The organism is Streptomyces sp. PCS3-D2, assembly GCF_000612545.2.
Taxonomy (GTDB): Bacteria; Actinomycetota; Actinomycetes; order Streptomycetales; family Streptomycetaceae; genus Streptomyces.
On the sequence record NZ_CP097800.1, the window covers coordinates 1,895,860 to 1,917,762 of the forward strand.

Genomic DNA, 21,903 nt, shown 5'->3' on the forward strand with positions numbered 1-21,903 from the left:
TCTAGTGGTGGAGCCGGGCGACGAGGTGCAGGCGGTCGGAACTCGTGGTCCCGGACGGGGAGTCGCCTTCGCGCCACGGCGGTTCGGTGCGCGGGCCGGGCCGGTCGTACAGGTCGAGGACCTCGAAGCCGGCGGTGGTGAGGAAGTACCGCAGCTCCTGGGGGAACAGCAGCCGCCAGGCGGACTGCTGCTCGGGCTGCTCCTTGGACGGGCTGCCGTCGTCGGCGCTCCAGGTGCGGTGGCGGCGCAGGAGTTGGGCGCCGTGATCGATCCACAGGGTGGTGTGGGAGGTATGGATGGTGCCGCGCCAGTCGAAGGAGGCGGTGCGCGGGCCGTCGAGGAGCTCGGTGTTGCCGAGGAAAAAGGCGCCGTTGCGCATCTCCGCGACGAGCAGGCCACCGGGGGCGAGGTGGGCGCGGCAGCGGTCGAGGAACGCCGTCAGGTCGTCGTTGGTGTGGCAGTAGAGGAGGGCGCTGTCCAGGCAGATGACCGCGTCGAAGGTGGCCCCGAGGTCGAAGTCCCGCATGTCGGCGCGGTGGTAGTCGGGGCCTGGGTGGGCGCGGCGGGCGTGGGCGAGCATGGTCTCGGCGGTGTCGATGCCGGTGACTCGGCGTCCGGCGTGGCGGTGCAGCCAGGCCGCGTCCCGGCCGGTGCCGCAGCCGACGTCCAGGACGCGGGGTCCCGCGCCGTGACGGCGCAGGGTGTCCTCGGCCCAACGGGCGGCGAGGTGGTCGGGGTCCGGGAAGCGCTCTTCGTAGAGCTCGGGATGGTCGGTGAGAAGGTTGCCGTTGCTCATCGGGTCTCGCTTAGGGAGCGGGGGTCGCGGTTCGGAGCGGCGGATGCCGCGTCCGCACATGGGTCCGGGTCCGGGTCCCGGTCCGGGTCCCGGGTGTCCGGGACGGTGGGTGCCTCCGCGGTGACGGGAGCGTCGGGCAGGAACCGGCGCCGGTGCAGCCGCGCAACAGCAGCCGCCGAGACGAAGCCGAGGCCCGTGCAGCAGGCGTAAGGAAACCATGCCGGGCCGGTGCGGGTGGCGGTGTCCATGGCCCACCCGACCCCCGCCCCGGCGCCCGCGGCGGCTACTCCGGACACGGCATAGAAGAGGCCGTAGAACGTGCCGGTCAGCTCCCCGCGGCCGAACGCGGGAATCAGCTCCATCACGAACGGCCCGGCGGTCATCAGCCCGAGGTGCAGCAGCAGCGCCCCGGCCAGCACCGGCAGCAGCCGCCCCGGGTGCTCCCCCGCCGCGCCCGCCACCAGCATGGGCGGTACGAAACCAAGCGCGCTGACGGCCAGCCCGGCGGCGATCCAGCGGCCGCGGCCGCCGCCCCGTGCGGACAGCCGGTGGGTCAGGCGCAGCTGGAACAGCAGGTTGGCAAGCGTCCCGGCGGCGAAGAGCAGCCCGACGGCGCCCGCCCAGCCGGTGGCCTGGCGCGCGGCGTGCGGGAGCAGCAGGTAGAGCTGGCTCTCCATGCCGTACATGCCGACCATGGCCAGGGCGAAGGCGACGAAGCGGCGGTTGCCCGCCACCTCCCGCCAGTCGCCGAGGACGGACCCGGCCGGACGCGGCACCGCACGAGCGGGCAGCACGACGGCCTGCGCAACGGTGAGCACCGCGAACACGCCCGCCGCTGTGAGCGCCGCCACCCGGAAACCGCCGAACAGCAGCAGGCTGCCCAGCAGCGGTCCGAGCAGCGCCCCGGCCGTGGCGAACACGTTGAACAGCGCGAACGCCTCGGCCTTGCGGTCGCCGGACTCCTGGGCGACGTACGTCCGTACGGCCGGGTTGAACAGGGCGCCGGCGAGCCCGCTCAGCACCGAGGCGGCGATCAGTACGGGCAGGGCGTCGCCGAACGCGAACAGCGCGAAGCCGAGAGTACGCAGTCCACAGCCCGCGATGATCACGCCGCGGGCGCCGAGGCGGTCGGCCGCCGAGCCCCCGATCAGGAACATGCCCTGCTGGCTGAGGTTGCGCAGGCCCAGGACCAGGCCGACCAGCGCCGCCGACATGCCGAGGTCGTCGGTGAGGTGGGTGGCCAGGTACGGGATGAGCACGTAGAAGCCGGTGTTGACGCCGAGCTGGTTGATCAGCAGGAGCCGCACGGCCGGCGGGAAGCCGCGCACCGCGGCGAGGGTTCTCACCGTGCGGCCCCTGCGGGTATGTGGGCCCGGCGCAGCACTCCCAGGCCGCCGCGCGGGGCGGGGCGTACGGTGCCGTCGGCGCCTCCGATCCCGGTCCACGGGTCGTCGGCGAGGAGCAGGTGCCCGTCGAGGTCGACCCAGCGGGCCCGGTCGACGAGGTGGACGGCGGGGGCGATGCCGAGCGAACTGGCCGTCAGGCAGCCGAGCATGAGGTCGGTGCCGCTGCCTGCCAGCGCGGCGTGGATGCGCAGCGCGGCCCGTACGCCGCCGCACTTGGCGAGCTTGACGTTGACCCCGTGGACCCGGCCGGCGAGGGCCACGGCGTCCTCGTAGGAAACGGCGTCCTCGTCGGCGATCACCGGAATCGGGGAAGCGATCGCGACCCGGGCCAGCGCATCGGGCCGGCCGGCCGCGATCGGCTGCTCCACCGCCGTGACGCCGAGGGCGGCGAAGCGCGGCAGCAGTGCGTGGGCCTGGTCCTCGGTCCAGGCGCCGTTGGGGTCGAGCAGCAGATCCGCGGCGGGCGCCCCTTCGCGGACGGCCTCGACCCGGGCAAGGTCCTCGGCTGGGTCGGGGGACCCCGCCTTGACCTTCAGGACGGTGAACCCGGCCACGGCGAGCCGACTCGCCTGGGCGGCAGCGGAGACAGGCGGGACGATACCAATGGTGCGGGCCGTGGCCGCCGACGGAGGCAGAGGACTGCCGAGGAGTTGGTGAGCGGGTTCGCCGGCCCGTTTGCCGGTGAGGTCCAGTACGGCGGCCTCGACCGCGGCAAGGACTCCCGCGGGCAGGTCGGCGCCGAGGGAGCCCGCAGGTGCCAGCTCGGCCCAGGCGGTCTCGGGGTCCGGCAGGCGCTCGAACGCCGGGCGTACGGCGCTCAGGTAGCGCAGGATGCGCTGGGTGGGCAGCCCGAGATAGTCGCTGCTGACAGCCTCCCCCCAACCGCGCAGCCCGCCGTGCTCCAGACAGACCCAGACGGCGTCGCGGCGGGCCATGACGGAGCGGGAGATCCGCAGCGGTTCCGCCAGTTCCAGCGAGGCGGTGTGCCAGGTGAGTCTCATACGGCACCTCCGGGGGCCGGAACGCGGGTGGCAGGGGTTCCGCCACGGGGCGCGGCGACGGGATCGAGGACGGTGCGGCAGCGGACCCAGCCAAACGCCTCAGCCGCACGCGGGTGCGGGATCTCCAGCGGGCGGGTGGCCAGGGCAGCGGCGGTCAGTCCGTGGGCGTGGCAGAAGTCGTCGTCGTACACGGTGCCGAGGTAGCGGTGCGGGCCGTCGGGGAAGACGGTCGCGACGACGGCGCCGGGCTCGGCCCGAGCCGCCCACGCGGAGACCAGGGCGACGGCGCCGGTGCTCCAGCCGCCGCTGACGAAGCTGCCACGGGCAAGCCGGCGGCAGGCGTCGACGGCCTCGGCGGGGCCCACCCAGTGCACCTCGTCGAACGCTCCGTGGCGGACGTTGCCGGGGTGGATGCTGCTGCCGAGTCCGCGCATCAGGCGCGGCCGGGCGGGCTGGCCGAAGATGGCGGAGCCGACGGAGTCGACGCCCACCACCTTCAGCCGGGGCCAGCGACGGCGCAGCGGGCCGACCAGTCCGGCGCTGTGACCGCCGGTTCCCACGCTGCACACCAGGACGTCCAAGTGGTCGAGCTGGCCGATCAGTTCTGCGGCCATCGAGCGGTAACCCGCGGGATTGTCGGGGTTGTTGTACTGGTCAGGCCAGTAGGCACCGTCAGTCCGCGCCAGGACCTCGCGCAGCCGGGCGATACGGGCGGCCTGCCATCCGCCCTTGTCCGCGGGTCGGTCGACGAGCTCCAGGCGGGCGCCGTAGGTACGCAGCAGCTGCCGCATGGACGGTTCGAGTTCGGTGTCGCCGACGAGGACGACGGGATGACCGAGCGCCTGTCCGGCGAAGGCCAGCCCGACGCCCATCGTCCCGGAGGTGGACTCCACGACCGGCGCGCCGGGGCGCAGCTCACCGCGCCGTCGGGCACCGGCCAGCATGGACATCGCCGCGCGGGCCTTCATCCCGCCGGCGCTGAGGCATTCGAGCTTGGCCCAGAACCCGGGATGGGGGTGGGGAAGGTCGGTGCGGATACGGGCGAGCGGGGTGCGCCCCAGCAGGGGCAGCAGATCGGGGTTGGCGGCAGCGGCGTCGGACCGGTGCATGGGCGGAGCCAGGGTCACGGACAACCTCCGTAGCGGTGGATGACCCCGGGGCCGCCGTCGAGCCAGAAGAACGGGTACGGCTCGGCGGACACGGCGCTCACCCCGGCTCCGAGGAAGCGGGGCAGGACGGCGCTTCCGGTCTGGGCGAACATCACAAGGGGCTTGCCCGTCCGGGCGGCGTGGTCGAGCAGGCTCTGGAAGGTGCCGTTGCCGAGGGTCATGCCGGAGGCGAGGACGGCGCCGCAACGCTCGAGCTGAGCGGCCGTATCGGTCAGGACGGGCTCGCCCCACTCGGTGGTGCCGCCCTTGAGGTCGCACGGCAGGTAGTCGAGGCCCCGCGCATGCAGCTGCTCCAGGAGCGAGTTCACCACTCCGACCACCAGGACCGGGCGGCGCTCGTAGGGCCCCGGGGCCTCATCGGGCAGGAGGTCGACGACGGCACGGGCCCGGGCCTTGGAACGGCTCAGGGAACTGCCGGCAGGCAGCGGATACGGGTGGGCGCCGTTGCCGGGCGTGTGCGGGCGTACGTGAGCCAGGTAGGCATCGAGGGCCGCGATCCGCACCGGCAGGAGCGAATGGCCGAGCAGGTCGGCGACGGTGGCGCCCACGCAGTCGTCGAGGGTGCCCCCGGGCAGCGCCCCGGGCTCCACGGCGCAGGACCCGACGGCCGCGTCGAGGCGCAGGCTCAGCACTTCGTTGCGGTAACCGCTGCTGCGCCCGTGGTGCCGGACGGCCTGGGCTGTGGTGAACGCGAGCGAGATCCGCTCGTGGGCGGGGTCGGGGCCGTACGCCCCGTCACGGACGGCATCGAGAAGCTGGTCAACGGTCCGGATCACGGGGTCTCCGTGCCCGGACCCTTCTGTGCCGCGCGTGTGCAGGGCAGGCAGGGACGTCACGCGGGCACCGCCGCGGAGGGTTCGTAACAGGGGCGCAGGCCGGCCAGCAGCCGCTCGGCAGCAGCGCGGGCGCCGCCGCCCTCGGTGTCGGCCGTCATGACATGCCCGAGGTATTCGTTGTTGCTGGTGGCGGCCCGCACGGTGCGGCCGGGCTCTGCGAGGGTGAGCTCCAGCACCTCGGGCCGGGCGCGGACGTCTTCCTCACCCTCGATGCCGACCAGGGTGCCGGTGGTGTCGGTCAGCAGGAACGCGATGGCGGCGCTGCGCACTCCGGTCTCTCGCGGTGCGAGGTCCGGCACGTGGCCGAGGGCCACGTCCACGCAGGCGGTCGCCAGGTCGACGCCCGTGACGTGGCGGACCAGTTCGGTGATGCGGTTGCCGGCCGGGCGCGGGTTGACCTCCACCAGCCGGGGGCCGTCGGGCGTCAGTTTGATCTCGGTGTGGCAGACCACCTGATCCAGGCCCAGTGCCTTGACCGCCCGCAGCGCGGTCTCGGCGGCCTCCGACGCCAGGGCCTTGTCGAGACCGGCCGGGAACATGTGGCCGGTCTCGATGAAGGCGGGCGCCCCACCGATGCTCTTGTCGGTGACGCCCACGACATGGGTGGCACCGCCGAAGGATACGGTCTCCACGCTGACTTCGGGCCCGTGCAGCAGCTCTTCGAGGAGGATGACGGGCGTACGGTCCTGGCCACGGGCGTTGACCGGGAACTCGGCGAGGGCCTGGCAGGCGAGTTCCAGTTCGCGCTCGTCGCGCACCGCGCGGACCAGCATGCCCGCACACAGGTCCACCGGCTTCACGACGAGCGGGTAGCCGATCTCACGAGCCGCTGCCGCCGCCTCCCCCGCGCCCTCGCAGAGCGCGAACCGAGGCCCGGGCACTCCCGCTTCAGCGAGCACACGGCGCGTCAGGTCCTTCCGGCACGCCGCCTCGACGGCCTCCGGAGTAGGCCCGGGCAGGCCGAGCCGCCGGGCGGTGTGCGCGACGGCCGGCAGGTAGTAGTCGCACGAGGAGACCACCCCGTCGAAGCTGAGTACGGCATGCAGCCCCTCGAGCCGCTCAAGCAGAGCGCCCGTGTCGTTGGTGTCCGCCGCGATGACGTTGCGGGCCGTGAGCAGCGGGTGCGGCCCCTCGCCTGCCTGGTTCGAGCGCAGGTAGTGGTGCAGGTCGCGGGTGACGAAGGTGAACTCGTGCCCGTCTTCGCGGATCGCCCTGGGCAGCAGCCTGCTCATCGACCCCACCCAGCTTTCGATCACCAGCAGATGTCCCACCGGAACTTCCTCCCAGACTGCCGTCGGCTCTGTGCGACGCAGACGTTATCTGAAATCGTTTTCATTTCCAATACGACAGTTTTCCGATAGCCTGCGGCCCCCGGAGCATGAGAGGCGGAGTGTGATGACAGAGCTGACGCGAGATCAGAGGGTCGGGCCCTACACGGTGCGGCACGCGAGAAGCGAGGACGTGCCCGGTGCCCGGAGCGTCATGCTGGACACCTTCTACCGGGAATTCGACTACGGGTACGTGCCCGCCTGGCACCCCGACGTCGTCGACCTCGACGGCACATATCTGCGGCATCCGCGGCACACCCTCGTCGTGGCCGTAGGCGCCGACGGCGAAGTGGTCGGCACCACCGCACTCAACTCACGCGGCCCCGCCCACCCTCCGCACCCGCTCAGCCTCGTCGAGCGATACCCCTCCGGACGGACCGCCCAGCTGCTCCGCGTGTACGTACGCCCCGAGCACCGGCGCCACGGGCTGGCCCGCGCCATGGTGCACACCGCCTGCGCGTTCGCCGCGTCCGTACCCGGCTACGAGCGCATCTACCTGCACACCAACGTCGACATCCCCGGCGCGGAAGGCTTCTGGCGGAGCATCGCCACCGAGGTCTTCGACGCCCGCACCACCGGCGAGCACGGCGGATACGGGACCGTCCACTTCGAGATGCCGCTCCCGGTGCCGGAAACCGGTCCCGGGCCGGTGACGGGACCGACCGGACCCGACCGCGAGCCGGCCGGCGTCATGTGACCCGTCGCTCCTCCAACGGCGCCGGCCTGAGCGTGTCCTCCTCCACCCGGGGCAGGTGCGGAGTGTGGTTGACCAGGCGGGCGGAGTTGCCGACGACCGCGATGCTGCTGGTGTTGTGCAGCAGCGCCGCCAGCACCGGATTGATGGAGCCGCCCGCGCCCGCGACCAGCCCGAGCAGGTTGACGCCGATGGCGAGCCCGTAGTTCTGCCGTACGACGCGCAGGGTGTGCCGGCTGAGCTCGACCACGGCCGCGACCTGGCGCAGGTCGTTGCCCGCGAGTGCGATGTCCGCGGTCTCCAGGGCCACATGGGAGGAGTGCTCGCCCATCGTGATGCCGACGTCCGCCAGAGCCAGCGCGGGGGCGTCGTTCGTGCCGTCGCCCACCATCGCCACGATGTGGCCCTCGGCCTGGAGGTCGCGGATCAGCTGGAGCTTGGCCTCCGGCAGGGCGTGGGCGTGGACTTCGGTGATGCCGAGGGCGTCCGCCACGACCTGGGCGGTTTCCGGGGCGTCACCGGTGAGCAGGACCAGCCTCGAGACGCCCAGGTCACGCAGTTGCCGGACGACGATGTCGGCGCCCGCCCGGACGGCGTCGGAGACCCCGAGCAGGCCGATGAACTCCTCGTCCTGGGCCAGGCAGATGACGGTCTCGCCACCGCGGCGCAGGTGGTCGGTCCAGCCCTGGGCGTCCTCGGTGAGCTCGATGCCGTGCCGGCGCAGCAGGGCGGGGCTGCCCACCAGGAGGCGAGTGCCGTCGAGTTCGGCGCGCATGCCCATGCCGAGTACGACCTCGCAGGCCTGGTGGAGGGGGACGTGCAGGTGCTGCTCCGCGGTGTGGGCGACGATGGCCTGGGCGAGCGGGTGGCGGGCGTGGAGCTCGCCGGAGGCGGCCAGGCTGAGCACCTCGTCGGCGCCGAAGCGCTCGCTGAGGGTGACGACGCTGGTGACGAGGGGCTTGCCGAAGGTGAGGGTGCCGGTCTTGTCGAAGACGACGGCGGTGACCCGGCCCACACCTTCGAGGTGGGTGCCGCCCTTGATGAGGGTGCCGCGGCGGGCTCCGTTGCCGATGGCGGCGCTGATGGCGGTCGGGGTGGCCAGGCCCGCGGCACACGGGCAGGCGATCAGCAGCATCGTCATCGCCCGGCGCGCGTCGCGGGTGACGACGTACGTCAGGGCGGCGAGCGCGAAGGAGACCGGCACGAAGCGCTGGGTGAAGCGGGTGGCCACCGTCTGGATCGGGGCCCGGTCGGTCTGGGCCTCCTCGACCCGGGTGATGATGCGGCCGACCGTGGTGTCCCGGCCCACGGAGTCGGCGCGCACGGTCAACGAGCCGGAGGTGACGATGGTGCCGGCGTAGACGTGGGAACCCGCCCGGGCGTAGACCGGCAGGGCCTCGCCGGTGACCGCGGCCTGGTCGACCAGGGCCTCGCCGCCGGTCACGTGCCCGTCGACGGGGATCCGGTGGTGCTCGTACACGGCGACGACATCACCGGGTGCCAGCTCCTCCAGCGGGACCTCCACCTCCACGCCCTCCTCCCGGACCAGCCAGACCCGCTCCTCGCCGATGGTGAGCAGGTCCTCGATGGCGCGGCGGGTGCGGCGCAGGGTGAGGGTCTGGAGGAACTCGCCGATGTTGAGCAGCCACAGCACGGTCAGGGCGACCACGTTCTCGCGCAACACCAGCGAGATCACGGTCGCGGCGGTGACCAGCGTGTCGGTACCGGGATGACCCCGGCCGCGCAGCGTGCGCAGGGCTCCGCGGAAGAACGGCAGCCCCGTGAAGACGGTGACGACGCCCAGGAATCCGGAGGAGCCGATACCGATGCGGGGCCGGGCCAGCAGGCGGCGCACGGCCACGAACGCGAGGACCGCCCCGCCGACCACGAGCCGGGCGATCTCACCGGTGGAGGAGTCCGGGGCCGACCTGGTCGCCTTCGCCGGGGCCGATGCGGGCGGCGCCTCCTCCAGCGCGCGGACCAGCGCATCCACATCCAGATCGCCGGGCTCCATCCAGATCACGACACTGCCCGTGCGCGGGAAGATCCGCAGGGCACGGAAGCCGCCAAGATGGGTGAGGCGGTCGTCGACGAGTCCGGCGCAGCCGGGACGGTCCCGCAGCCACGGAACGGTCAGCCGGGCACGCCCCGTGGCGACCGACCGCACGAGTACCGCGGACATGATCAGTGCTCGTGGCCGTGGTCGTCGTGGTCGACCTTGACGGCCGAGGGCGGCGGGACCTCCTCGCCGAGCGAGGTACGGGCCTCCGCGAGCATGTCCCCGGCCTTGAGCCGGGCCTCCTCGGCGGCCGAGGACAGCCACCGGCTCGCCACGATGCCGCCCGCGAGCCCGCTCACCAGCGCCTTGCGCGCGGCGGGCTGGGCATCGGGGAGCTTCTTGATGATCAGTGCACCCACCACGCCGGACACCGCGTAGTGGGCCAGCTTGCCGGCGGCGGCGCCGACGATGGCGAGGGGATGCATGAACGCCTCCTTCCGTGCGCGCCCTGCCCGGGCACGACGGACCTCTCCTTCCAGTCTGGACCGGGGCGCGTACGAGGTCGAGCCGGGCCGCGGTCACCTGCTGGCCACGGGCCGGCGTTCGGGAAGAATCGCGGCCCGGGTGGCGTACCCGGCCCGCCGGGAGCCCACCAGCCGGCAGCCGAGGTAGATCAGGAACGCGAGGGTCGTCACGTACGGGCTGATGGGAATGCTGCTGCCCAGCGCGAGCAGGATGCCGCCCTCCATGGCGACCAGCGCGAAGAGCACGCTCAGTACGGGCAGCAGCACCGGGGACGCGGTGACCCGGGCCGCTGCTGCCGCCGGGGTGACCAGCAGGGCCAGCACCAGCAGGGCGCCCACGATCTGCACGCACAGAGCCACCGCCAGCCCGAGGACCAGCATGAACGCCAGCGACAGGGCCCGGACGGGCACCCCGCGGGACTCGGCCACGTCGGGATCGGCGCTGGCGAAGGTCAGCGGCCGCCAGACCACCGCGAGGGCCGCCAGCACGACGACGGACGTACCCACCAGCCAGGCCGTCTGGGGGGTGTCGACGGCGACGATCTGCCCGGTCAGGATGCCGAACTTGTTGGCCGCCCGGCCCTTGTAGAGGGAAAGGCACAGCACGCCCAGCCCCAGCCCGAACGGCATGATGATCCCGATCACCGAATTGCGGTCGCGGGCCCGGACCCCGAGCAGACCGATCGCGGTGGCCGCCATCAGCGAGCCGACGATCGACCCGGCGACGATGTTGAACCCGATCAGGAGCGCGGCCGCCGCGCCCGCGAAGGACAGCTCGCTGATACCGTGCACCGCGAACGGCAGGTCCCTCATGATCACGAAGACCCCGACGAGACCGCCCACCAGCCCCAGCAGGGCCCCGGCCAGCAGCGAATTGTGGACCAGTGCCAGCAGCTCCCCGTAGTTGTCGAAGTTGAAGATCTGCTGCCAGATGCCCGGATCCGCGCCGTCGCCGGCGACCGGCGCGACCAGGGCTGTCGCTGCCCTCATGGCGGTCCGCCCCCGTTCGGCCGGGCGCCGAGGTGGTGGGCGGGAGCCGCCGCGTCGGGTGCGCCGACGACCACGATCCGGCCCCGGACGCGTACGACGTCCACCTGGATCCCGTACAGCTCGGACAGCACGGCGGTCGTCATCACCTGCTCCGGCGGGCCGACCCGGAACCCGCCCCCGGCCAGGTAGAGCACCCGGTCCGCCGGCCCCAGGACCGGATTGATCTCGTGGGTCACGAAGACCACGGCAGTGCCTGCGACCCGGCGCCGCCGGTCCACCAGGTCCGTCACCGTGCGCTGGTGCTGGAGGTCGAGGGAGAGCAGCGGCTCGTCGCACAGCAGGATCCGCGGGTCCGTGGCCAGCGCCTGCGCGACCCGCACCCGCTGCTGCTCCCCGCCGGAGAGCCGGCCGACCGGGACGTCGGCGTACGGCAGCGCGCCTACGGCGTCGAGAAGTTCCTCAACCCTCCGACGGGCGGCCCGCCGGCCGAGCGGCAGCCCCCAGCGGTGCCCTTCGAGGCCGAGCCGTACGAGGTCCCGGGCGCGCAGCAGCGTGTGCGCGGGCAGCGACTTCTGCTGCGGGACGTAGCCGATGAGCCCGGCGGAGCGGTGCGGCGGGCGGCCGAGGACCGAGACGTATCCCGCGGTGAGCGGCTGCCGGCCCAGCAGGACGCGCAGCAGGCTGGTCTTGCCCGATCCGTTCGGTCCCAGCACGGCCAGGAACTCCCCCGGCCGCACATCGAGGTCCAGATCCTGCCACAGCACGCGGTCACCGTAGGCGAGTGCGGCACCACGAAGGCTGATCACCGGCGGGAGGTCGCCTCGATCGGCCGCCCGTACCGGGAACGGCTGCGGGGCGAGCGAGTCGGTGCCCTCGTGGGTGCGCGCCATTACCGCTCCAGGGCACGGTCGAGGGCGGTGATGTTGTCCGTCATCCAGCCGAGGTAGTCCTTGCCCTGCGGAAGGGTCTCCGTCACGGGCACCACGGGAATCCGGTTCTCCTCGGCGGCCTTTCTGACCTTCTCCGTCTGCGGTCCGCTGGTCTGCTCGTTGTAGACCAGGGCCTGCACGTGCCGGCCGGTGAACAGGTCGAGCGTCTCTCGCAGAACCCGGGGTGGGACCTCGTCGCCCTCCTCGACGGCCTCGCTGAAGGCCGCGGGCGTCTTGTTCACCAGGCCGCAGGCCTCGGTCAGGTAGAGCGGGACGGGCTCGGTGACCGCTACGGAGGTACCGGCGCGGCGAGCCTCGATCCGGTCCGTCCGCGCCTCCAGCCCGGCCAGCTCGTCCTTGAAGACCTGCGCGTTCTTCCGGAAGGCGTCGGCGTCGGCGGGTGAGACCCTGCCGAGGGCCTGGGCGATCCGGTCGGCGAGGCGGCCCATCGTCGGCAGGTCGTACCAGACGTGCTCGTTGAACTCCCCCGCGACATTGGGCTCCATGCCCGAGACCTTCACGGCATCGATCACCTCGGCCGAGGAGTTGTCCGAGCTCCGCAGCATCCGGCCGACGAACTCGTCATAGCCGCCGCCGTTCTCGACGACCACCTGGGCACGGGAAAGCTGCAGCTGGGTGCGCGTGCTGGCCTCGTAGGAGTGCGGGTCCTGTGCGGGATCCCTGATGATCGACACGACGGCGACACGCCCACCCCCGACCTGCCGGACGAGGTCCCCGTACACATTCGTCGAGGCGACCACGGGGATCGGGGACGGGGCCGCGTACCCGGGCCCGCCCCCTGCGCACACCAGCGCCAGTGACAGGCCAAGAACCACCCCCGGTGTGCGGGCTGACACGCCGCGCATACCGTCCTCCCTGCGCGAGGGAAACCGAAATGGCAATCACTTGGATTATCCTCCCGCGCGGCCGGACCCTCCAGTGGAGACCCGGGCCGGCCACCCCCGGATCCCCTTGCCGGTTCAGCGACCGGCGTACGGCAGCAGGGCCATCTCACGCGCGTTCTTGATGGCGGCGGCGAGGGCCCGCTGCTGCTGGGCGGTCACTCGGGTGACGCGGCGGCTGCGGATCTTCCCGCGGTCGGAGATGAACTTCCGCAGCAGGTCGGTGTCCTTGTAGTCGATGTAGGTGATCCTGGCCGCGTCGAGCGGGTTGGGCTTGGACTTGGCGGGCTTGTGAGGAACGGGGCGTCGGGCCATGGCGGCTTCTCCTTGCACGGAACGTTTCGGTGACGGCCTCGGCAGGCCGTGAACAGGTGGTGGGGACGGGGGTCAGGCGGCGTCGAGGAGGGAGTCGAAGGCGGCGGGCAAGTCCTTCCAGGCCTCGCGCCCCGACAGGTACTCCGCGTCCGTCAGCAGGCAGGAATCGAGGAGCTGTTCCAGCCCGTCCCGGTCGAGACCGGGTGAGGTGAAGACGAGGTGCTGGCAGCAGTCGCCGTGGTCGGGGTGCCAGTCCAGGGCCGCGGCGGCCCGCCGCATCGGCGGGACCATCTCCCAGGCGGCGTCGGGCAGTGACGCCAGCCACGGGCCGGCGCTCTCCACGCACAGCGCGCCGCCCGCGGCGTCCCAGGCCAGCAGGGTGTCGGGGCGGTCGGCGAGCCAGAACCTGCCACGGCTGCGGGCCGCCGCACAGCACAGGTCCTCCAACGCCTCGTAGAGACGCTCGGGATGGAAGGGCCGTCGGCGGTGCCAGACCAGGGTGGTCACCCCGGCCTCGTCCGCCTCCTGCGGCAGCAGCGCACACGCCGGGTGCTGGGCTGCTGCCGCGGCCTCGACGTCGAAGCCGGCGAACGCGGCCCGGGCGAGGTCGACTGAAGCGGCCGCCACGCGCCGTGCGGTGGGATGCAGTTGAGCCAGCAGCGCCCGATCCTCGTCGTCGGCTTCCTCGCTGTCGACGAGCGCGAGTACGGGGGCGTACTCCAGCTGGCGCGCCCAGGTGTCGCCGACGGTCCGCTGGTCGGTGGGGGCGGCGGCGAGGCCGGCGTCGGCCAGGTCGTCGCCGTTGGCGAGGCAGGGCAGGACGAGCGCGGGGTCCACGGCGGTGATCACGTTCGTCACCACCAGACGGTCCGCGCCATGACCGGCGACGACCTCCGCCATGGCCTTCGGTTCGACCGAGTCCCACAGCTCGACCACGGCGAGCCGGGTCAGGCCGCTGTCCGCCATCCGCTCCAGCTCCGGGACGAGGTCCTCGCGCAGTGCGCAGCACGCGCAGTCGTTGACCAGCGGTGCCTCACCTCGGGAGAGGGTGCCGGAGGCGTCGCGGATCAGGCGGAGCACGGTGCCGTCGGGCGCCGCGGACAGGTCGTGGTGCAGCGCCACACTCCCGGGAACGGTCCGCAGGAGCTGCTCGACGACCTCCTTCCGGGCTTCGGAGTGCATCCCGGCGACGATCACGACGGGGAGCTGGTGCTCGCGGTCCATCAGCGGGCTCCGTAGCGGCGCTCGAACTTCTCCACGCGGCCGGCCGTGTCGAGGACGCGCGCAGTGCCGGTGTAGAAGGGGTGGCTCGCGGAGGAGATCTCCACGTCGACCACCGGGTAGGTGTTGCCGTCCTCCCAGTCGACGGTCTTGTCGCTGGTCATCGTGGAGCGGGTGAGGAAAGCGGTGCCGGAGGCGGTGTCGCGGAAGACGACGGGGCCGTAGGCGGGGTGGATTCCGGGCTTCATGGCAGGAACCTTTCGGTGGTGGAGCGGGGTTGCGGGGCGGTCAGCGCTCTTCGCGGAAGTCGACGTGGCGACGGGCGACGGGGTCGTACTTGCGCAGCACCAGCCGGTCGGGGTCGTTGCGCCGGTTCTTGCGGGTGACATAGGTGAACCCGGTGCCCGCCGTGGAGCGGAGCTTGATGATCGGGCGGATCTCGTTGCGTGCCATGGCGCTAGCATATGACAATGATTTCCATTACCAACATGCCCACCCACTGAGAGAGGCGGCAGATCCATGTCGGCCCACTGCCAACTGACCGGCGCCAAGCCGGGATTCGGCAACAACATCTCCCACTCGCACCGGCGCACCTCACGCCGCTTCGACCCGAACATCCAGCACAAGCGCTACTGGCTGCCCAGCGAGGGGCGCCACGTCCGCCTGACGCTGAGCACCAAGGCGATCAAGACGGTGGACACGATCGGCATCGAGGCCGCCGTCGCCCGGATCCGAGCCCGCGGGGTGAAGGCCTGATGGCGAAGAAGAGCAAGATCGCGCAGAACGAGAAGCGCAAGGAGATCGTCCAGCGGTACGCCGCCCGCCGGACCGAGCTCAAGGAGATCATCCGCCGACCGTCATCCAGCGCGGCCGAACGCGATGCCGCCCTCGCCGAACTGCGCCGGCAGCCGCGCAACGCCAGCGCCACCCGCGTACGCAACCGCGACAGCGTGGACGGCCGCCCCCGCGGCTACCTGCGCAAGTTCGGACTCTCCCGCGTACGGACGCGACAGCAAGCCCACGCGGGGTTCCTGCCCGGCGTGACCAAGTCGTCCTGGTAGGCGAACCCAGCCGCGCGCACACCCGAAAGCCCTCTATTGAAAATGATTACCGTTAGAGGTTAGGGTGCATCGGTCCGCGTGCGGCACCCCTACGGGCAAGCAAGGGGGGCTCCGCGGGGTGCCGCACGCGGACTCACGAATCAGCCGTGCCATCACGGCGGAACAGCATCAACCAACCGAACCGAGGAACTTCACCATGGCCGTCCCCAAGCGGAAGATGTCCCGCAGCAACACCCGTCACCGCCGCGCCCAGTGGAAGGCGACCACTCCCCAGCTGGTGCCGGTCACCGTCGACGGGTCCGTCTACCAGGTCCCTCAGCGCCTGGTGAAGGCGTACGAGCGCGGCCTCATCCACCCCGAGGGCTGATCCCGTGGCGTCGCACGACCTCCTGCCGGTGACCGTCCTGTCCGGTTTCCTCGGCGCGGGAAAGACGACCCTGCTCAACCACGTCCTGGGCAACCGCGAGGGCCTGCGCGTCGCGGTGATCGTCAATGACATGAGCGAGGTCAACATCGACGCGGCGCTCGTGCGCGGTGGCGAGGCGGCGCTCTCGCGTACCGAGGAGCGGCTGGTCGAGATGACCAACGGGTGCATCTGCTGCACCCTGCGCGACGACCTGCTGGAGGAGGTCGACCGGCTCGCCCGCGAGGGCCGCTTCGATTACCTGCTCATCGAGTCAAGCGGCATCTCCGAGCCCATGCCGGTCGCCGCGACCTTCTCCTTCCCCCGGGACGACGGCGCCACCCTCGGCGACCTCGCCCGCCTCGACACCATGGTCACCGTCGTGGACGCCGCGAACTTCCTGCGGGAACTCGAAGGCGGGGACGAACTGGCCGCGCGTGGCCTCGCCGCCTACGAGGACGACGAACGCACCATCAGCGACCTGCTCGTCGACCAGGTCGAGTTCGCCGACGTCATCGTCCTCAACAAGCTCGACCTGGTGAAGCCGGACCAAGCCGCACGCCTGCGGGCCGCGCTGACCCGCCTGAACCCGGCCGCCCGAGTCGTGCCCGCCGTACGCGGACACGTGGCCCTCGAACACGTCCTGGGAACCGGCCTGTTCGACGTCGAGAAGGCCCAGCAGGCGCCGGGCTGGGTTCAGGAGCTCAACGGCGACCACGTCCCCGAGACCGAGGAGTACGGGATCTCCTCGGCCGTGTTCCGCGCCGACGCGGCCTTTCACCCCGGTCGGCTGTGGACGTTCGTCACCAAGGGCCTCGACAGCGGCACCTTCGGGCGGATCCTGCGCTCCAAGGGCTTCTTCTGGCTCGCCAGCCGCCCCCGTGTGACCGGCCTGTGGTCGCAGGCCGGCGCCGTGGCCCGCTTCGAACCCTCCGGCACCCGCGGACCCGGCACCGCACAGGGCCAGGAACTGGTCTTCATCGGCACCGGTATGCGCCACGAAGCCCTCCTGGCGGCGCTGGACGCCTGTCTGCTCGCGCCGGGCGAACCCGTGCCGGACGGCGACGAGTTCCCGGCCTGGGAGACGTACGGAGCCGACGACGCCTGCGACATCCACGAGCACGCCGCAGAGGCGGCTTGAGACTCCGGGCTGGGCGGTGGTCGCAGCCACGGCACCGCCCAGCCCGGTCCCGCCCGGGAACCGGGGTCGCGCACGGCCCCAGCGACCGAGGCCGTGCCGGCGAGACCGTCGCGATCGCTGGCTGCGGAACCTTGCTGAGCACTCCGCCGGGGACACGGAAGGTGCCGCGCTCGCAGTTTGTGCGTACTGCAAGGCCCCGGGTTCGGGCATGCTGGTGACATGAGCAGCAGGTACGCACAGCTTCGGCCGTACACCCTGCCGGACTCGCTCGCGGAGCTGAGCGGGCCGGTGGACGGCCGCGTGGTCCTGCCCCGGCACCTGGACTGGGGCCCGCACTACGAATACGACCTGGCCGACGATGCAGACGCGCGTCTGATGTACGAGCGGGTGATCCGCGAGGCGCAAACGCCCGAGGACCTGCACGCCCACCTCAATGCCGACGTACTGCGGAGCCACTGGCGGACCCTGTTCCTGCCCGGCCCCGCGAGGGCCGCCTGGGAAGCCCGGTTCCCCGAACTCGCCAGTGCGTCTGCGGCGGCCGCGTAGTGGAAGACCTGCACCACGGGCTCATCCGCATCGGCCTGGAAGCACTCGCCAAGGCCTTCGGCTACCGGCTCGCCGGCGGATAGGCCGTCCAGGCCCACCACCTCGTCAGCCGAGTCAGTGACGACGTCGACCTCTTCACCCCGATCGGACGTGCCGAAGGGGAGCTACCGCAGGCGATCGCGCGTCTCGCCGAGGCCTACCGGAAGGCCGGGTACCTGGTCCAGGTCACCCAGCAAGCACAGGTGTATGCGCGCCTGCACCTCACCGATCCGGACTCCGGCGCCCAGTCCAAGGTGGAGCTGGTCGGCGACCTGCTGCACCATCCACCGGTCGAATCGGAACTCGGACCGGTCCTCCACCTCGACGACCTCGCCGCGGCCAAGACCGGTGCCCTGTTCGGTCGCGCCGAAGTCCGGGATGCGATCGATGTCCACGCACTGCGGAAGGCCGGCTACACGCGCGCCCGGCTGTTGGAACTCGCCGCGCAGAACGAGGCCGAACCCAGCCTCGACGAGTACACGTCCGCCCTCGCCCGCGTCCAGCACCACGCCGACCGACAGTTCGCCGCGTACGGCCTCGACGCCCAGGCCGCAGCCGCCATCCGCGAGGAATTCGCGGCCTGGCACCGCGAGCTCACCGACCAAGTCCACGCCGAGGCCGCCAGCCCACTCCCCGACACGCCCCCGCATCCGGACCCGGACCCGGACCACGACAGACCTACCGGGCGGTAGACGAAGCGGAGGCACTCGCGCCAGGCCACGACGCGGCCAAGAAGGCACCGATGCCGTACGCGGAACGGCCTGTGGCCCAGGCGCGGTGCGCCGAGTGCCGTGAGCCTCGCGACCAGCTGCGGCTGCCGCAAGCTCGCTGCAAGGAGGACGATCTCTTGGGGCGCAAGGGCCTGGTGCGCGACGCGCAACGGGCACCGCCCCGGCGGGAGCAGGACCTCTCCCTTTCCGGCGCCTGCTGCGGGCGCGACCTCGTCGACTCGGAGTTGGACTGGTAGACCTGGAACCGCGATGAACAAGGGATCATGTGCGGAATATTCTTAGGCATAAAATCGTGTATCCTCTAGGGAGTTGACATCGCTAGAGGGCTGGAGGTGGACGTGAGCGACCAGAGAACCCTGGTGGCGGATCCCGCCATGCTGACGTTGGCCCGCGACTCGCGTGGCTGGACACAGTCCGACCTCGCTGGCGAGTTGTCACGCCTGGAGGGCACCCGCATCACTCAGGGGTACGTGAGCCGAGCTGAAGCTGGCCGCATTCCCGTCAGGGACGGGCGTGTCCAACTGTTCGCCGACGCGCTTCGGTATACCGCCGACATGCTGTGCCGCACGTCTGATACGGCCGGGGCAGGCGTCGGGCTGGTCCATCACCGCAAGCGCGCCTCCATGGGCGCACCCGCCCTGCGTCGAATCCATGCAACGCTGGCGATCACCCGCCTCCAGGTGGAATCCGTCACCCAAGCGGCAGACTTCCGTCGCCCTAGCCAGTTTCGGCGCATTGAGGTAAACGACTTCGACACCCCTGCGGACGCGGCAGAGACGGTGCGTGCGGAATGGAGCGTTCCCGCAGGGCCCATCGATGACGTGGTCGCCCTACTCGAAGGCGCCGGCGCACTGGTCGTAGTCCGCGACCTCTGCACCACCGAACTCGACGCAGTAAGCCAGTGGCCTGCGGGCAAGGCGCCGCTGATTCTTCTCAATTCCAGTGCCCCCGCAGACCGTTCCCGATTCAGTCTCGCGCATGAGCTGGGCCACCTGGTGATGCACGGCGAGCCCGGCGAGGGGCGCGTACAGGAGGAACAGGCCAATCGGTTCGCTGCCGAATTCCTCATGCCCCACGACGCCGTCCTGCCCGAACTGAAACCAGGTATCGACGTATCCCGCCTGCTCGACCTCAAGGCGAGGTGGGGAGTGTCCATGGCAGCGCTCATCAGACGGGCCATGGACTTGGGGGTTGTCAGCGAATGGCAATACCGCACGATCATGGTCGAGTTGTCCGCCCTGGGCTATCGCACCAACGAACCGACAACCATCCGGCGCGAATCCCCGCGCCAGCTCGCTCAAGCCGTCACCCGGCTTGAGGAGCAGCTCCACCTCAGTCCGACTGAGACCGCCCACCTGGCGGGCCTGGGTCGCGAGGAGTTCCACGAGATCTACTTGTGCGCTTCTTCTCCGTCCGGACACAAGGATGTGCCGGACCCTTCTGCGAGGTGATTCATGAGCGACACCCCCTCCCCGAGGCGGCAACCGCCCGCCTTGAAGACGCTCGACCACACCGTTGCCGCCGTGCCTCTTCTGCAGGGGCGGGTATTGCTCCATGAAAACGCCCTCAACCTTCCGCGGCCGCGCCACGCCCTTGATGACGATCTCAGCGGCGTGGTGATGACCGGAGCCAAGGCCGACGAGCGGGCCTTCCAACTTCGCAGCACTGCAGGTTACGAGGGCACCCTGCTGATCGACAGCGCCCCCTACACGACCTACGTCGCGACGGCAGACGAGCCGTTCATGGTGCCCACCGACGAGCTGTTCGCCTCCGTGGACACCTCACTGGCCTTCCAGAAGGCTCGAGGAGCGAGCGCGGCACTGACCCCGACCGGCTACATTCCGCCGGCGGACTCCAAGACGCTCAAAGCAGTGATGCGCGAGGCCAACCAGATCGAACGCGCCGACACCGTCGTGGCGCTCCCGATCGACGTCACGTGGCTCAACCGCGAGAACATCGGTCAGCTCATCGCGGTCTGCACGAAGATCCGGCACCCGAAGGCCATCATCCTCTTCCGCCAGTTCGACCCCCTGGAGCAGACCAAGGACATCCCGGCCAATCTGCGCAGCCTGTTCAACGAGGTCGAACACATGGCGCTCCTGCGGACTGATCTCGCAGCGCTCGACGTCATGGCACATGGCGCTTTCTGCGCCGGCATCGGCGTTCAGAGCTCGCTCCGCCACGCGATCCCGCCCGGCGAGAAGGCGCAAGTCAACAAGCCCGGGGGTGGACCCACTTACCCGAACGTGCTGATGCCGGAGCTCATGTGTTTCAAGGGCGCCGCGTCCCTCGCCAGGCTGTACAGCAACATCGATCCCGCGACCTGCTCCTGCGAGGAGTGCGACGGGCGTGGTCTCGATCGGTTCTACCTGGCTGACGGCGAAACCCGACGCGAGGCCGACAACCACACCGTTCTCACGTGGAGCGACTGGGTCACCGAAATGGCCGGATACCGACCCGGCCTTCCGCGCAAATCATGGTGGCGGGACAAGTGCGCGGCCGCCATCGACCGCTACGCGTTGGAAAACCAGCGCATCGGCCTGGGCGCCAGCCCCAGGTCCGGTTTCCAAGCGCCCCCGCCACTCAAAGCGTGGGCAACACTCCCCGTCGCCGCGTAGCGAGCCGCGGGCGGGACGCTCATGGGAGCTGGCGGTGAACGTCTTCCAGGAACTTCCAGCCGGCGACGGTATGCCGTCTGCGTACGAAGGGGCGCGGTGGCACCACGACTTCCACCGCGTCTCCCTGGACCGTGAGCAGTCCGATGCCGTAGAAGTCCGCGCGCATGACTGCGTCATCCTTGCGCCGCAGTGACCCGTCCACCACCACCGTGCGGGAGCAGAATGGAGTAAATCGCTCGGCCTTCTCCATCGCCGACTCCCAGCTACGGCCGGGCACGAAAGCCATGTCGATATGGACAGGCTGCGTCGCTCGGCGGGTAATCGACCCGTCTCTGCGGACCGCTGCACCCGTCGGCAGGGCCCTCAGAACCCGCCGCTCCTTCTCACTCAAGGAACTGGCGGGAACCGGCTCGCCGAGGGGAAGCGCCATAAGAAGATTCAGCACATCCGGCCGCGTCAGCGGCGGCATCCCATCAACTGCCCGCCGCTCGCGCTCTCGCACGTCATACCGGTAGGCCACAACGGCTTCCGTGCCGAAGACTTCGACGGGCGCGAGCTTCGCCTCGCGGGGCACGAGGTCGCAGGGAGCCACCGCACCGGCGACGACATCCATCGGCTCTCGCGCCACGACCGACATGGACCAACCTGCTCTCGTTTCGAACCGACACCCGCGCTTGCGGTGCGTCTGCACGCCCATGCTTACCCGCCGGCACCCGCCACCGGAAGCACGAGCGGGCCCACATCTACATGATCCGCTCGCCGGTGCCCCTCTTTGCCGTAACCTGAGCGGGATCGGTACGCCTAACCAGCCTGCCCCTGCACTGGACACGGGGAGCCTCCGCACGGATGCCCAGGCTAGTACGACGCTCGTCCGCCCGAAGGTCACCTCCGCGGATGACCGCAGAACGGTCAGTGGCCGTCGCACACTGACCGGAAGCGGCCACGGACGAACGACTGCGAGCGCAGCCACAACGAGCAGCCATGCCTACGTCCGTCCGAAACCTCCTCGCAGTCTGCCGGCCCTTGAACCCCTCTCCAGCCCGCAAGCCGGGTGCCGTGACTGAGAAGGGCCATGGGATTGGCGGCTGCGTGAGTCTGCGCCTGGCGACGGCTTGACCGGGACCGTCCAGCACATGCTCACTTCAGAGCGGATCTCGCCCCCGCACCACGCGAGCCCACGCGGCTGGCCTCGAAGCGTACGCAACACCGCCCGCAGCGACTCGTGCGACCAGGAATCCGATCAACCGTAAGCGG

At 71.0% G+C, this 21,903-nt stretch carries 25 protein-coding genes and 1 pseudogene; 10 read left to right on the top strand and 16 right to left on the bottom strand.

All coding sequences use genetic code 11. From position 1 onward, the window contains the following. Position 1 precedes the first annotated feature (1 nt). From AW27_RS07560 to AW27_RS07585, 6 genes are read right to left on the bottom strand one after another with little or no spacing between them, the layout of a single operon-like run. On the bottom strand, positions 2-796 hold the full coding sequence (locus AW27_RS07560) for a class I SAM-dependent methyltransferase (RefSeq protein WP_037929555.1): 795 nt from the start codon (positions 794-796) through the stop codon (positions 2-4). After that, positions 793-2,142: an MFS transporter gene (locus AW27_RS07565; protein WP_078557117.1), complete on the bottom strand. Its 1,350-nt coding sequence runs from the start codon at positions 2,140-2,142 to the stop codon at positions 793-795. Before AW27_RS07565 ends, AW27_RS07560 begins: the two co-directional genes overlap by 4 nt. Then, positions 2,139-3,203: a dipeptide epimerase gene (locus AW27_RS07570; RefSeq protein WP_037929558.1), complete on the bottom strand. Its 1,065-nt coding sequence runs from the start codon at positions 3,201-3,203 to the stop codon at positions 2,139-2,141. Before AW27_RS07570 ends, AW27_RS07565 begins: the two co-directional genes overlap by 4 nt. Beyond that, positions 3,200-4,312 carry a PLP-dependent cysteine synthase family protein gene (locus AW27_RS07575; protein WP_037929927.1) on the bottom strand — a complete coding sequence of 371 codons (1,113 nt, stop codon included), beginning with the start codon at positions 4,310-4,312 and terminating at the stop codon, positions 3,200-3,202. The genes AW27_RS07570 and AW27_RS07575 overlap by 4 nt, the downstream gene beginning before the upstream one ends. 14 nt (positions 4,313-4,326) lie before the next feature. Further along, entirely contained in the window at positions 4,327-5,148 is an 822-nt protein-coding gene (locus AW27_RS07580) for a Rossmann-like domain-containing protein (protein ID WP_037929561.1), read from the bottom strand. A 56-nt stretch (positions 5,149-5,204) separates the two neighbouring features. Further along, positions 5,205-6,479 (bottom strand): ATP-grasp domain-containing protein, encoded by a 1,275-nt coding sequence (locus AW27_RS07585; RefSeq protein WP_037929564.1) that lies wholly within the window; start codon positions 6,477-6,479, stop codon positions 5,205-5,207. Between the two features lie 124 nt (positions 6,480-6,603). Here AW27_RS07585 and AW27_RS07590 point away from each other — a divergent pair, with 124 nt between their 5' ends. Further along, a complete protein-coding gene (locus AW27_RS07590; protein WP_078557119.1) occupies positions 6,604-7,233 on the top strand; it encodes a GNAT family N-acetyltransferase in 630 nt (209 codons plus the stop codon). On the opposite strand, the gene AW27_RS07595 is transcribed toward AW27_RS07590, so the two are convergent. From AW27_RS07595 to rpmG, 9 genes are all read right to left on the bottom strand, one after another. Continuing rightward, the gene (locus AW27_RS07595) at positions 7,226-9,412 is read right to left on the bottom strand and encodes a heavy metal translocating P-type ATPase (RefSeq protein ID WP_037929567.1); all 2,187 of its coding nucleotides are present in this window, start codon (positions 9,410-9,412) and stop codon (positions 7,226-7,228) included. The two genes, AW27_RS07590 and AW27_RS07595, sit on opposite strands and share 8 nt — an antisense overlap. A 2-nt stretch (positions 9,413-9,414) precedes the next feature. Further along, positions 9,415-9,714: a DUF1490 family protein gene (locus AW27_RS07600; protein WP_037929569.1), complete on the bottom strand. Its 300-nt coding sequence runs from the start codon at positions 9,712-9,714 to the stop codon at positions 9,415-9,417. A 93-nt stretch (positions 9,715-9,807) separates the two neighbouring features. Next, a complete protein-coding gene (locus AW27_RS07605; protein ID WP_052031334.1) occupies positions 9,808-10,743 on the bottom strand; it encodes a metal ABC transporter permease in 936 nt (311 codons plus the stop codon). Next, positions 10,740-11,633, bottom strand: a complete 894-nt coding sequence (locus tag AW27_RS07610) for a metal ABC transporter ATP-binding protein (protein ID WP_078557121.1) — start codon at positions 11,631-11,633, stop codon at positions 10,740-10,742. Before AW27_RS07610 ends, AW27_RS07605 begins: the two co-directional genes overlap by 4 nt. Next, on the bottom strand, positions 11,633-12,538 hold the full coding sequence (locus tag AW27_RS07615) for a metal ABC transporter solute-binding protein, Zn/Mn family (protein WP_037929571.1): 906 nt from the start codon (positions 12,536-12,538) through the stop codon (positions 11,633-11,635). The genes AW27_RS07610 and AW27_RS07615 overlap by 1 nt, the downstream gene beginning before the upstream one ends. A 114-nt stretch (positions 12,539-12,652) precedes the next feature. Further along, entirely contained in the window at positions 12,653-12,889 is a 237-nt protein-coding gene (rpsR, locus tag AW27_RS07620) for a 30S ribosomal protein S18 (protein WP_037929574.1), read from the bottom strand. Positions 12,890-12,961: 72 nt separating this feature from the next. Next, a complete protein-coding gene (locus AW27_RS07625; protein WP_037929576.1) occupies positions 12,962-14,113 on the bottom strand; it encodes a CobW family GTP-binding protein in 1,152 nt (383 codons plus the stop codon). Then, the gene (locus AW27_RS07630; protein ID WP_037929579.1) at positions 14,113-14,358 is read right to left on the bottom strand and encodes a type B 50S ribosomal protein L31; all 246 of its coding nucleotides are present in this window, start codon (positions 14,356-14,358) and stop codon (positions 14,113-14,115) included. The genes AW27_RS07625 and AW27_RS07630 overlap by 1 nt, the downstream gene beginning before the upstream one ends. Before the next feature lie 40 nt (positions 14,359-14,398). Continuing rightward, the gene (rpmG, locus tag AW27_RS07635) at positions 14,399-14,563 is read right to left on the bottom strand and encodes a 50S ribosomal protein L33 (RefSeq protein ID WP_037929581.1); all 165 of its coding nucleotides are present in this window, start codon (positions 14,561-14,563) and stop codon (positions 14,399-14,401) included. Positions 14,564-14,629: 66 nt separating this feature from the next. Between rpmG and rpmB the strand changes: the two genes are divergently transcribed. The 9 genes and pseudogenes from rpmB (at position 14,630) to AW27_RS07680 (ending at position 20,649) form a co-directional block, all read left to right on the top strand. Then, complete coding sequence (gene rpmB, locus AW27_RS07640; protein WP_037929583.1) at positions 14,630-14,866, top strand: 50S ribosomal protein L28; 237 nt, start codon at positions 14,630-14,632, stop codon at positions 14,864-14,866. Then, positions 14,866-15,171, top strand: a complete 306-nt coding sequence (rpsN, locus tag AW27_RS07645) for a 30S ribosomal protein S14 (RefSeq protein ID WP_037929586.1) — start codon at positions 14,866-14,868, stop codon at positions 15,169-15,171. Before rpmB ends, rpsN begins: the two co-directional genes overlap by 1 nt. Before the next feature lie 196 nt (positions 15,172-15,367). Then, positions 15,368-15,538, top strand: a complete 171-nt coding sequence (gene rpmF / locus AW27_RS07650; protein ID WP_037929589.1) for a 50S ribosomal protein L32 — start codon at positions 15,368-15,370, stop codon at positions 15,536-15,538. Positions 15,539-15,542: 4 nt separating this feature from the next. Next, the gene (locus tag AW27_RS07655) at positions 15,543-16,715 is read left to right on the top strand and encodes a GTP-binding protein (RefSeq protein ID WP_037929592.1); all 1,173 of its coding nucleotides are present in this window, start codon (positions 15,543-15,545) and stop codon (positions 16,713-16,715) included. Between the two features lie 219 nt (positions 16,716-16,934). Beyond that, positions 16,935-17,261, top strand: a complete 327-nt coding sequence (locus AW27_RS07660) for a hypothetical protein (protein ID WP_037929595.1) — start codon at positions 16,935-16,937, stop codon at positions 17,259-17,261. A 107-nt stretch (positions 17,262-17,368) separates the two neighbouring features. Then, a pseudogene (locus AW27_RS07665) lies at positions 17,369-17,992 on the top strand (nucleotidyl transferase AbiEii/AbiGii toxin family protein); the annotation flags it as partial. A gap of 50 nt (positions 17,993-18,042) precedes the next feature. Continuing rightward, positions 18,043-18,267: a hypothetical protein gene (locus AW27_RS07670; RefSeq protein WP_037929598.1), complete on the top strand. Its 225-nt coding sequence runs from the start codon at positions 18,043-18,045 to the stop codon at positions 18,265-18,267. A gap of 102 nt (positions 18,268-18,369) precedes the next feature. Then, positions 18,370-19,482 (top strand): ImmA/IrrE family metallo-endopeptidase, encoded by a 1,113-nt coding sequence (locus AW27_RS07675; RefSeq protein ID WP_236647859.1) that lies wholly within the window; start codon positions 18,370-18,372, stop codon positions 19,480-19,482. Positions 19,483-19,485: 3 nt separating this feature from the next. Continuing rightward, positions 19,486-20,649, top strand: coding sequence for a hypothetical protein (locus AW27_RS07680; protein WP_037929601.1), 1,164 nt, complete (start codon positions 19,486-19,488; stop codon positions 20,647-20,649). Positions 20,650-20,668: 19 nt separating this feature from the next. Here AW27_RS07680 and AW27_RS07685 read toward each other — a convergent pair whose 3' ends face one another. Then, positions 20,669-21,286 carry a hypothetical protein gene (locus AW27_RS07685; RefSeq protein WP_037929604.1) on the bottom strand — a complete coding sequence of 206 codons (618 nt, stop codon included), beginning with the start codon at positions 21,284-21,286 and terminating at the stop codon, positions 20,669-20,671. Positions 21,287-21,903 lie beyond the last annotated feature (617 nt).

Excerpts from the sequence above, each read along its gene's own strand:
- AW27_RS07560 (WP_037929555.1), bottom strand. The coding sequence starts at position 796 with ATGAGCAACGGCAACCTTCTCACCGACCATCCCGAGCTCTACGAAGAG.
- AW27_RS07570 (WP_037929558.1), bottom strand. The coding sequence starts at position 3,203 with ATGAGACTCACCTGGCACACCGCCTCGCTGGAACTGGCGGAACCGCTG.
- AW27_RS07575 (WP_037929927.1), bottom strand. The coding sequence starts at position 4,312 with ATGCACCGGTCCGACGCCGCTGCCGCCAACCCCGATCTGCTGCCCCTG.
- AW27_RS07590 (WP_078557119.1), top strand. The coding sequence starts at position 6,604 with ATGACAGAGCTGACGCGAGATCAGAGGGTCGGGCCCTACACGGTGCGG.
- AW27_RS07595 (WP_037929567.1), bottom strand. The coding sequence starts at position 9,412 with ATGTCCGCGGTACTCGTGCGGTCGGTCGCCACGGGGCGTGCCCGGCTG.
- AW27_RS07600 (WP_037929569.1), bottom strand. The coding sequence starts at position 9,714 with ATGCATCCCCTCGCCATCGTCGGCGCCGCCGCCGGCAAGCTGGCCCAC.
- AW27_RS07605 (WP_052031334.1), bottom strand. The coding sequence starts at position 10,743 with ATGAGGGCAGCGACAGCCCTGGTCGCGCCGGTCGCCGGCGACGGCGCG.
- AW27_RS07610 (WP_078557121.1), bottom strand. The coding sequence starts at position 11,633 with ATGGCGCGCACCCACGAGGGCACCGACTCGCTCGCCCCGCAGCCGTTC.
- AW27_RS07615 (WP_037929571.1), bottom strand. The coding sequence starts at position 12,538 with ATGCGCGGCGTGTCAGCCCGCACACCGGGGGTGGTTCTTGGCCTGTCA.
- rpsR (WP_037929574.1), bottom strand. The coding sequence starts at position 12,889 with ATGGCCCGACGCCCCGTTCCTCACAAGCCCGCCAAGTCCAAGCCCAAC.
- AW27_RS07625 (WP_037929576.1), bottom strand. The coding sequence starts at position 14,113 with ATGGACCGCGAGCACCAGCTCCCCGTCGTGATCGTCGCCGGGATGCAC.
- AW27_RS07630 (WP_037929579.1), bottom strand. The coding sequence starts at position 14,358 with ATGAAGCCCGGAATCCACCCCGCCTACGGCCCCGTCGTCTTCCGCGAC.
- rpmG (WP_037929581.1), bottom strand. The coding sequence starts at position 14,563 with ATGGCACGCAACGAGATCCGCCCGATCATCAAGCTCCGCTCCACGGCG.
- rpmB (WP_037929583.1), top strand. The coding sequence starts at position 14,630 with ATGTCGGCCCACTGCCAACTGACCGGCGCCAAGCCGGGATTCGGCAAC.
- rpsN (WP_037929586.1), top strand. The coding sequence starts at position 14,866 with ATGGCGAAGAAGAGCAAGATCGCGCAGAACGAGAAGCGCAAGGAGATC.
- rpmF (WP_037929589.1), top strand. The coding sequence starts at position 15,368 with ATGGCCGTCCCCAAGCGGAAGATGTCCCGCAGCAACACCCGTCACCGC.
- AW27_RS07660 (WP_037929595.1), top strand. The coding sequence starts at position 16,935 with ATGAGCAGCAGGTACGCACAGCTTCGGCCGTACACCCTGCCGGACTCG.
- AW27_RS07670 (WP_037929598.1), top strand. The coding sequence starts at position 18,043 with ATGCCGTACGCGGAACGGCCTGTGGCCCAGGCGCGGTGCGCCGAGTGC.
- AW27_RS07680 (WP_037929601.1), top strand. The coding sequence starts at position 19,486 with ATGAGCGACACCCCCTCCCCGAGGCGGCAACCGCCCGCCTTGAAGACG.
- AW27_RS07685 (WP_037929604.1), bottom strand. The coding sequence starts at position 21,286 with ATGTCGGTCGTGGCGCGAGAGCCGATGGATGTCGTCGCCGGTGCGGTG.